The organism is Streptomyces sp. NPDC054932 (assembly GCF_053610205.1).
On record NZ_JBSGXU010000258.1, the window covers coordinates 1 to 9,530 of the forward strand.

Genomic DNA, 9,530 nt, shown 5'->3' on the forward strand with positions numbered 1-9,530 from the left:
GGCCCGCGCCGTCCGCCCGGCCCGCCGGGCCCCGCACCCGGATCCGGCAGGGCCGCCCGGCGCCGGCGGGTCAGCAGCGCACCCGCCCCGCCGGCCACCCCGCCCCAGAGCGCGCCCAGTACCAGCGCGTACGGAACGTCCCCGCGCAGTTCCACCCCCGCATCCACCGCGTCCACGCCCAGCACCGCGAGCGAGGCGTTCGCCGAGAACCCCGTCAGCCACACCAGCACCGCGAGGGTCACCCCGGTGACGGCCGACAGCCGGGCCGCGCACCCCAGGACCCCGCGCCCGGGAGTCCGTACGGCTGCCAGCACCCCGGCGTAGAGGAGCAGCAGGGCCGCCCCCACGACCAGCAGCCAGACCCGCTCGTCGTACTCGGCGAGCCGTGCCACCGTCACCGGCTCCCGCGCGGAGACCGCGAGCAGATCGTCCAGCGGATCCGGCAGCAGCCGGGCCGGAGCCCCCGTGACCCCGCCGCGCAGCGGCACGAACAGCCCCAGCAGCACCCCCAGTGCGCTCCCGTTCGGCGCCCCCAGCAGCGCACCGCCCAGCACCCGCCGCGGATGCTCGTCGCCCAGCGCGGCCCACACCGCCGCGGCCCACCCGGCCGCCACCGCGACCAGCAGCATCGCCACCGCCGCCGAGGCGGCCGGACGCAGCCGGGCCAGCGCCGCCGGCCCGCGCCGGGAGACCAGCAGCGCGACCGCGAGTACGGCGAGCACCCACAACCCCGCGCCCGCCAGGGTCGGTCCGGACTCCACCGAGAACCCCACCCGGGTCCGGGTCTCGATCAGGTCCCCGATGCGGTCCGGGAGCAGCCCGCCGATGTCCCCGATCCCCGGGATCCCGACCTTCGCCGGGGTCCTGGGCAGCGGCGCCGTCCCGTCGAGGGTGACCACGTCGTGCCCGGCCCACGCCAGCCCGCCCGCGGCCCCGGCGAACAGCGCCGCGAGGGCCGCGACCCTGGCCGCCGTCTCCGCGTGGCCCGCCCCGGCCCGCAGCGAACGCAGGAACAGCAGTGCCAGGACCAGTGCTCCGGCCAGCGACACCCCCAAGGGCATGACGTCCAGGGAGGTTTCGGCTCCCGCCCCCGTGACTCCGAAGACCGAGACGTCACCCGAGGGGGTCACGGTTCCGCCGACCGCGAGGACCACCGTGGCGGCCGTCATCGCCCCGAGCGAGCCGCCGGAGGCGTCGGCGCCCAGCAGGTGCAGTCCGAAGCCGGCCACTCCCGCCATCACGATCAGGGACCAGCCCACGGTGGCGACGGCGGACAGGAGCACGTCTCCCCAACGAATGCGGCGCATACGGTGAACCCCCGATGCCTACCGAGCGGTACGCGACGGGACCACCGGGCGAGAAGTCCCGTATCTCACTCTCCGGGTGACTTTCGACCCCGTCAACGGCCGGTCGTAGACACCCCGGCAAGGCCCGGATTCCACATACGGCTGTGGGCCTGAAATAGTTCCCCCGGATGTTCGCCATCCCTAGACTCCCTGACGTCATGGGGGATTCTCGGGGGACTTAAGTGGGGCTGGAGTGCCGGAACTCGTACTTGAATTGAATGGAAGGACCTGGACGCTCGATCCGTCCAGGTCGTACTCGCTGGGGCGCGACCCCCAGGGAGACGTGGTGATCGACGATGCCCGGGTGTCGTGGCGCCATGCCACCATCACCTGGAACGGCCGGGGTTGGGGCATCGAGGACCACGGCAGCACCAACGGCACCTACGTGCACGGGGCGAGGGTCCAGCAGACCGAGCTCGTGCCCGGCACGCCGGTCCACCTGGGCAACGCGACGGACGGTCCGCGGCTGAATCTGAGCGCCGCCGCGGCTGCCACGCCGCAGCCGGCCGTGGCGCAGCAGGCCCCGCACGCCCAGGCCCAGGCGTACGCCCAGCCGCAGGCCCCGGCCTACCAGGCCCCGCAGCAGCAGCCCCAGCAGCAGGCCTGGGAACAGCAGCAGTACGCGCAGCAGCAGGCCCACCTCCCGCAGCAGCAGGGCGGCGGCGCAGGTCCGGTGCAGGGCGGCGTGCCGGCCTACGGGGACCGCAGCCCGACGACGTTCCACCAGCTCTCGCTGGGCCACGTCATGCGGATCGGCCGTGCGCTGGAGAACGAGCTGGTCGTCTCCGACCTCCAGGTCTCCCGCCATCACGCCGAGTTCCGCTCGATGCCCGGCGGCCGCTTCGAGATCCACGACCTCGGCAGCCACAACGGCACCTACGTCAACGGCCAGCCGCTGCCGAAGTCCGGCACCGTGCTGCTCGGCCCGAACGACATCGTCGGCGTCGGTCACTCGACGTTCCGGATCGTCGGGGACCGCCTCGAGGAGTTCGTCGACACCGGCGAGGTCTCCTTCTCGGCCCGCCACCTCACGGTGACGGTCGACGGCGGCAAGCAGATCCTCAAGGACGTCACCTTCGGCGTCCCGGAGAAGTCGCTGATCGGTGTCATCGGACCGTCCGGCTCCGGCAAGTCCACCCTGCTCAAGGCGCTGACCGGCTACCGGCCCGCCGACCAGGGCGACGTCCTCTACGACAACCGCAACCTGTACAAGCAGTTCGCGGAGCTCCGCCAGCGCATCGGCCTGGTCCCGCAGGACGACATCCTGCACAAGGAGCTGAAGGTCCTCACGGCCCTGAAGTACGCGGCCAAGCTCCGCTTCCCGGGCGACACCGCCGAGTCCGAGCGCGCCGCCCGCATCGACGAGGTGCTGCGCGAGCTCAAGCTCGACATCCACAAGGACAAGAAGATCACCGCGCTCTCGGGTGGTCAGCGCAAGCGCGTCTCCGTGGCCCTGGAGCTGCTCACCAAGCCCTCGCTGATCTTCCTGGACGAGCCCACCTCGGGCCTCGACCCGGGCATGGACCGCGACGTCATGCAGCTGCTGCGCGGCCTCGCCGACGACGGCCGTACGGTCCTCGTCGTCACCCACTCCGTCGCCGAGCTGGCCATCTGCGACAAGCTGCTGGTCATGGCCCCGGGCGGTTCGGTCGCGTACTTCGGCCCGCCGGACGAGGCGCTGAACTTCTTCGGCTACACCACGTGGGCGGACGTGTTCTCGGCCTTCGAGAACTACCGCGACTACGACTGGGCCGGCCGCTGGAAGGGCTCCCAGCACTACCAGCTGTACGCCGCCGACATCGACGCGGTCGCCCCGCAGTCCGTCGCGATGCCGTCGCCGCAGCAGATGATGCCGCCCAAGCCGCAGGGCTGGGGCTCGCAGCTGTGGACGCTGATCCGCCGCTACGTCTCGGTGATTGCCTCCGACAAGGGCTTCATCGGCCTGATGCTGATCCTGCCCGCGGTCCTCGGCGTGGTCTCCACGGTCATCCCGGCGACCTTCGGCCTCGCGCCGCCGACGCCGCCGTCCCAGTTCAACGGCGACGCCGGCACGATCATGCTGATCCTCGCGGTCGGCATGTGCTTCTCGGGCGCGGCCAACTCGGTGCGTGAGCTGATCAAGGAACGCGTCATCTACGAGCGGGAGCGTGCGACCGGCCTGTCCCGGTCGGCGTACCTCATGTCGAAGGTGATCGTCCTCGGTGTCATCACCGCCATCCAGGGCGTGATCATCTGCGGGATCGGCTTCTTCCCGCGCGACCTGCCCACCGAGGGCCTGCTGATGCCGCCGGCCGTCGAGCTCTGCCTGTCGGTCATCGCGCTCGGCTTCACCTCGATGATGTTCGGCCTGGTGATCTCCTCGCTGGTGAAGACCGCTGAGAAGACCATGCCGCTGCTGGTCATGTTCGCGATCGTCCAGGTCGTCTTCACCGGCATCCTCTTCCAGGTTTACGACTCGCCGGGCCTGGAGCAGTTCGCCTGGCTGATGCCGTCCCGCTGGGCCGTCGCCGCCGCCGGCACCACGCTGAACCTCGGCAAGCTCATGCCGCCGTGGGACCGCGACAACCCGACCAACACCGACCCGCTCTGGGACGCCACGGTCGGCCAGTGGAGCCTGAACATCACCATCCTGCTGCTCCTCGGCATCGCCTGCGGCTTCGCGGTCCAGCGCCTGCTGCGCCGCCACGAGCCCGAGGTCATGCGCGCGGGCAAGTAGGGCGCGGGCAGGCAGTGGGCGCGGGGGCGGGACGCCCGCCCGCACGCACGGCAAAACGCCTCAGGGCGGCATCCGGGAATCCGGGTGCCGCCCTGAGGCGCATGGGGACGGGTTGCGCCCAGGCCTCAGTAGGCGCTGTTGACGTTGTCCATGGAGCCGTAGCGGTCGGCCGCGTAGTTGCAGGCGGCGACGATGTTCGCGACCGGGTCGTACTGGTCGAACTTGGTGCCCTTGACGTGGTACGCCTTGAAGGTCGGCAGGATGACCTGGAGCAGACCCTTGCTGGGGATGCCGTTCTGGGCGTTGATGTCCCAGTTGTTGATCGCCATCGGGTTGCCGCTGGACTCACGCATGATGTTCTTGTGAATGCCGGCGTAGGTGCCCGGAATGCCCTCCTTCTTCATGATGAAGAGGGCTTCCTTGATCCAGCCGTCCAGGTTGTTCGCGAAGACGGGGGTGCGGGCGGCGGACCGGCTGGCGGCCGCCTTCTGCTCGCGGTCCTTCTTCGCGGCGGCCTCGGCCTTGGCCTTGGCTTCGGCGTCGGCCTTGGCCTTGACCGCGGCGGCAGCCTTCGCGTTCGCGGTGGCGATGACCTGCTGCGCGGAGAGGTGGTGCTGCAGCGCCTTGACCTGCGTGCCGCCCACGGCCTGGGTCCAGGCGACAGGGGCGGCGTTGACCGTCTCGGCCTCCGCGGCGCCGGCCGGGACCAGGGAGAAGGCGACGGCGGCGGCGCTCAGCGTGGCGACACCGGCGATGGACAGCTTGTGTGCCTTCGTCAGACGACTGTGACCGGGGGTGCGGGAAGCAGACATGGCGGGGCAACCTCTTCGAATAGCGGGAGTCGCAGGAAGGCGCTTTGTGGATCCGGGGATCCGCGGTGCTGTGCGACGGGAGCAATTCTTAGCGGCGGCAAAATCCTGTGGCAAAGGTGTGACGTACGATCCCGCTTAGTGGATCACGCACGGGCGCCGAGGCCCGATCTCGGGCCCCGGCGCTAGGTGGGACAGCACTGACAGGGGCTTTATCCGTCCACTAGGCAGCTTCGTAAGTGATGTGGGTCCTATGTGCGGGGTCACATCGGGCACGTAACGGTTTCACCGTGCGTTGCTCCCGCAATGCACTTGGTCACGGTTCTCATCCTTGAGTAGCAGATGGACGTCCCCGAACTCGTGCCAGAGGCAGAGCCGGGCCAGCGCCTCGGCATACCCGAGCCGTACGGCGGCCCGCCCCGCGACCGCCTCCAGCATCAGCAGATGGGACGCCTCGGGCTCGTGCAGCCCGGTCAGCAGCCCGTCCACCACCCGCACCCCGCGCTCCGGGGTCACCACGAGATCGGTCCACCCGGCGGCCTGGCGGACCCGCCCCCCGGCGTCCGCGGCCGACTCCAGGGCCCGTACCGCAGTGGTCCCCACCGCGATCACCCGCCCTCCGGTGGCCCGCGCGGCGTTCACCAGGGCCGCCGTCGTGGGGGACACCTCGTACCGCTCCGGGTACGGCGGCTCGTGCGCCTCCTGCGAGGCCACCCCCGTGTGCAGGACCAGCGGGGCGAACTGCACCCCCCGGCTCACCAGCCGCGCCACCAGCTCCGCCGTGAAGGGCCGGCCGGCGCTCGGCATCTCCGCCGAGCCCGCCCCGTCGGGCGCCGGCACCGCGAACACCGTCTGATGGGCCGAGAGCGGCTGGTCCCGCGCCGTGTACGCGTACCGGATCGGCCGCCCGTGCGCCCGCAGCAGCTCCGGGACCCCGTACGGCGCGGGGAGGGGCCGCGCCCACCACAGCCGGTCCGCGCCCGCCGCCAGTGGCTCCTCCAGGACCAGCCGGCCCCCGCCCGGCAGCTCCACCACCGCCCCGGCCGGCCCGCCGGCGCGCGGCCCGGTCGTCCCCCCGCCGGCCGGGCTGCGCAGCTCCACCGCCCAGCGGCCCCCGTCGCCCCGGGTCGAGAAGTGCACCACCAGGTCCTCGCCGCCCAGCCGGGCGTCCACGGCGGCCGCCAGCGTGGTGGAGGTGTTCACCACGAGTACGTCGCCCGGCCGCAGCAGCTCCGGGAGCTCCCGGAAGGGGCGCAGCGTCACCGGTTCGGTGCCCCGGGACACCAGCAGCCGCACGGCGTCCCGCCCCAGCCCCGGCCCACGCTGCTCGGCCGGGATCCGGGCCGAAAGATGCGGTGGAATGTCCGTTATATACAGTCCTGTTTTCTGCAGGGCCCGATGCGCGCTCACCGCCCGGCCCCCGAGCTCGCCCCGGCGGCCGTCCCCGCGGCCGTCCCCGCGGACGGGGCGGGGCCCGCCTGCGCCGCCAGCTCCTGTGCCGTGTACCGCCCGCTGGGCAGCGCCCGATCCACGAGCTGCAGCAGCGCCGGAGCCACCTCCTCCGGCGTCGGCAGCCCCGCCAGGTCCTCGCCGGGCTCCGCCGCCGCCATCATCCGCGTGCGCATCGAACCGGGGTCCGCCGACCACACCCGCAGCCCGGGCTCCTCCACCGCCAGTACGGCCGACAGCAGATCCCCCGCCGCCTTGGTCGCCCCGTACGCCCCCCACGTCGCGTACGGCACCACCGCCGCGTCCGAGCTGATGTTCAGCACCGCCCCGGCGCTCCCGCCCGCCCCCGCCCGCGAGGCCCGCAACAGCGGCAGCCCCTCCTGGACCAGCCCCAGCGGCGCCACCACATTGACCTCGAACGCCTCCCGCAGCCCGGCCGGCGCGTGCTCCGCCAGCGGCACCAGCGGCTCGGCCCCGAGCACCCCCGCGTTGTTCACCAGCAGGTCCAGCCCGCCCAGCTCCCGCGCCGCGGCCACCAGTGCCGCCCGGTGGGCCGCCGAGGACACGTCCCCGGCCACCGCCACCACCCTCCCCCCGGCCGCCCTCACCAGCCCGGCCGCGGTCTCCTCCAGCGCCGCCGCACCCCGCGCGCCCAACACCAGGTCCCAGCCCCGTGCCGCCAGCTCCCCGGCCAGTGCCCGGCCGAGTCCCCTGGACGCCCCCGTCACGATCGCCACCGACATGACAACACCCTCGTCTTCCGTTTCCCGATCAGCAGATGCCCCCAACCTAGGAACGGCCCGCCCCCGCCGCGTCGGCCGCGAGCCCCACCCCCGCAGGTCCCTTCGACCTACGTCCACGGCCCGATCCCGCAGGTCACGGCCACGGGTACGGTGAGGCCATGACCGGTAGCCCCCCGCACGGCGGGACCTCCGGCGGCCTGGCCGCCGTGAGCACCGCACTGCTCGCCATGAGCCGCCGCCTGGAGGTCCGCGACGTCCTGCGCACGATCGTCGTGTCCGCCCGCGAACTCCTGGACGCCGAGTACGCGGCCCTGGGCGTCCCGGACGACCACGGCGGCTTCGCCCAGTTCGTCGTCGACGGCATCAGCGCCGAGCAGTGGCGCCGCATCGGCCCGCTGCCCCGCCAGCACGGCATCCTCGCCGCGATGCTCCACGAGGGAGGCCCCGAGCGGCTGACCGACGTCCGCAAGGACCCGCGCTTCGAGGGCTGGCCGGCCGCCCACCCGGAGATGTCCGACTTCCTCGGCATGCCGGTCCGGGACGGCGAGGAGACCCTCGGCGCCCTCTTCCTCGCGAACAAACGCGGCCCCCGCGGGTTCACGGACGAGGACCAGGAACTCCTCTCCCTCCTCGCCCAGCACGCGGCCATCGCCCTCACCAACGCCCGGCTCTACGAGCGCAGCCGCGAGCTGACCATCGCCGAGGAGCGCTCCCGGCTCGCCCACGAGCTGCACGACGCCGTCAGCCAGAAGCTCTTCTCGCTCCGCCTCACCGCCCAGGCTGCCGCCGCCCTCGTCGACCGCGACCCGGACCGGGCCAAGGACGAGCTCCAGCAGGTGGCCGCCCTGGCCGCGGAGGCCGCCGACGAACTGCGCTCCGCCGTGACCGAGCTGCGCCCGGCCGCGCTGGACGAGGACGGACTCGTCGCCACCCTGCGTACGCACGTCCACGTGCTCGACCGCGCCCACACCGCGCACGTCACCTTCACCTGCGAGGGCGTACGGGCCCTGCCGGCGACCCAGGAGGAAGCGCTGCTCCGCGTCGCCCAGGAGGCCCTCCACAACGCCCTGCGTCACTCGGGCGGCGACCGCGTCGAGGTCACCCTGGCCCGGACGCCTGCCGGCGGCGCGGTCCTCAAGGTCCTCGACACCGGCAAGGGCTTCGACCCCCGGACCGTCCGCCGGGCGGGCCGTCACCTGGGCCTGGTCTCCATGCGGGACCGCGCGAGCGGCGTCGGCGGCAGCCTCGCCGTGCACTCGGAGCCCGGTCGGGGCACCACGATCGAGATGGAGGTCCCCGGTGGCTGACGGCACGGGCCGCAGTGGCAGCGGCATTCGCGTACTGCTGGTCGACGACCACCAGGTGGTCCGGCGGGGCCTGCGCACCTTCCTGGAGATCCAGGAGGACATTGAGGTGGTCGGCGAGGCCTCCGACGGCGAGGAGGGCATCGCCCGCGCCGAGGAGCTGCGGCCCGACGTGATCCTGATGGACATCAAGATGCCGGGCACGGACGGCATCGAGGCGCTGCGCCGACTGCGCGAGCTGGCGAACCCGGCCAGGGTGCTGATCGTCACCAGCTTCACGGAGCAGCGGACCGTGGTCCCGGCCCTGCGGGCCGGAGCGGCGGGGTACGTCTACAAGGACATCGACCCCGACGCGCTGGCCGGAGCCATCCGGTCCGTCCACGCGGGCCACGTGCTGCTCCAGCCCGAGGTGGCGGTGGCCCTGCTCTCCCAGGAGGACCAGGGCGCCCCGGCGGGCCGGCCCGGCTCGCTGACCGACCGGGAACGCGAGGTGCTGGGCCTGATCGCCGACGGCCGCTCCAACCGGGAGATCGCCCGCGCCCTGGTCCTGTCCGAGAAGACGGTCAAGACCCACGTGTCGAACATCCTGATGAAGTTGGACCTTTCCGACCGGACGCAGGCCGCATTGTGGGCGGTCAGGCACGGAATCGCGGACTGATCGGAGGCAAATCGGATCGTCTCGTTCCGGACTGAGATTCATACGGTCGGGTGTATGTAGCCCACATGGCGTATCCCAATCGCGCGCCGGCCGTTCTCCAGGGCGTGCTGCGACGGCTGGTCGCGGCAGACGTACTGGAGGACGAGAACGTGAAGAACTTCAAGAAGGCCGCTGCCGTCACCATGATCGCGGGCGGCCTCATCGCCGCCGGCGCCGGTGTCTCCTCGGCGCACGGCGGTGCGTCCGCGGAGGGCGAGGCCCTGAACTCGCCCGGCGTGGCCTCCGGGAACCAGGTCCAGGTCCCCGTGCACGTCCCCGTGAACGTGGTCGGCAACACCGTCAACGTGATCGGCCTGCTCAACGGCGCCTTCGGCAACACGGGCCTCAACGGCTGACCCCGACCCCGCCCCCCCCGGCGCCGCGGGACACCCCAAAAACCCCCCACCCCGGGGCCCGGTGTAACACCCCCCCAACAAACCCACGCAAAAGAAAAAAAATAAAAAGG

General features: G+C 72.4%; 8 protein-coding genes. 4 read left to right on the forward strand and 4 right to left on the reverse strand.

Annotation, left to right across the window (positions count from 1 at the left end; translation table 11 throughout):
- The coding region (locus ACWGE1_RS37670) for a streptophobe family protein (protein WP_453424976.1) at window positions 1-1,307 on the reverse strand (1,307 nt) is incomplete at its 3' end.
- A 232-nt stretch (window positions 1,308-1,539) separates the two neighbouring features.
- Between ACWGE1_RS37670 and ACWGE1_RS37675 the strand changes: the two genes are divergently transcribed.
- Complete coding sequence (locus ACWGE1_RS37675) at window positions 1,540-4,062, forward strand: FHA domain-containing protein (protein WP_453424977.1); 2,523 nt, start codon at window positions 1,540-1,542, stop codon at window positions 4,060-4,062.
- A 125-nt stretch (window positions 4,063-4,187) separates the two neighbouring features.
- Here the strand turns inward: ACWGE1_RS37675 and ACWGE1_RS37680 are convergent, their stop codons facing one another.
- The 3 genes from ACWGE1_RS37680 to ACWGE1_RS37690 form a co-directional block, all read right to left on the reverse strand.
- Entirely contained in the window at window positions 4,188-4,874 is a 687-nt protein-coding gene (locus ACWGE1_RS37680) for a transglycosylase SLT domain-containing protein (RefSeq protein WP_453424978.1), read from the reverse strand.
- 282 nt (window positions 4,875-5,156) lie between these two features.
- Window positions 5,157-6,281: an S-adenosylmethionine:tRNA ribosyltransferase-isomerase gene (locus ACWGE1_RS37685; RefSeq protein WP_453424979.1), complete on the reverse strand. Its 1,125-nt coding sequence runs from the start codon at window positions 6,279-6,281 to the stop codon at window positions 5,157-5,159.
- On the reverse strand, window positions 6,278-7,063 hold the full coding sequence (locus ACWGE1_RS37690) for an SDR family NAD(P)-dependent oxidoreductase (RefSeq protein ID WP_453424980.1): 786 nt from the start codon (window positions 7,061-7,063) through the stop codon (window positions 6,278-6,280). The genes ACWGE1_RS37685 and ACWGE1_RS37690 overlap by 4 nt, the downstream gene beginning before the upstream one ends.
- 158 nt (window positions 7,064-7,221) lie before the next feature.
- On the opposite strand from ACWGE1_RS37690, the gene ACWGE1_RS37695 reads away from it, so the two are divergent.
- From ACWGE1_RS37695 to ACWGE1_RS37705, 3 genes are all read left to right on the forward strand, one after another.
- Window positions 7,222-8,370: a GAF domain-containing sensor histidine kinase gene (locus ACWGE1_RS37695; protein ID WP_453424981.1), complete on the forward strand. Its 1,149-nt coding sequence runs from the start codon at window positions 7,222-7,224 to the stop codon at window positions 8,368-8,370.
- Window positions 8,363-9,025 (forward strand): response regulator, encoded by a 663-nt coding sequence (locus ACWGE1_RS37700; protein WP_453424982.1) that lies wholly within the window; start codon window positions 8,363-8,365, stop codon window positions 9,023-9,025. The genes ACWGE1_RS37695 and ACWGE1_RS37700 overlap by 8 nt, the downstream gene beginning before the upstream one ends.
- A 149-nt stretch (window positions 9,026-9,174) precedes the next feature.
- The gene (locus ACWGE1_RS37705; protein WP_453424983.1) at window positions 9,175-9,420 is read left to right on the forward strand and encodes a chaplin family protein; all 246 of its coding nucleotides are present in this window, start codon (window positions 9,175-9,177) and stop codon (window positions 9,418-9,420) included.
- The last annotated feature ends 110 nt before the right edge of the window (window positions 9,421-9,530 follow it).

Coding starts and splice junctions, on each gene's coding strand:
- ACWGE1_RS37695 (WP_453424981.1), top strand. CDS start 7,222: ATGACCGGTAGCCCCCCGCACGGCGGGACCTCCGGCGGCCTGGCCGCC.
- ACWGE1_RS37690 (WP_453424980.1), bottom strand. CDS start 7,063: ATGTCGGTGGCGATCGTGACGGGGGCGTCCAGGGGACTCGGCCGGGCA.
- ACWGE1_RS37680 (WP_453424978.1), bottom strand. CDS start 4,874: ATGTCTGCTTCCCGCACCCCCGGTCACAGTCGTCTGACGAAGGCACAC.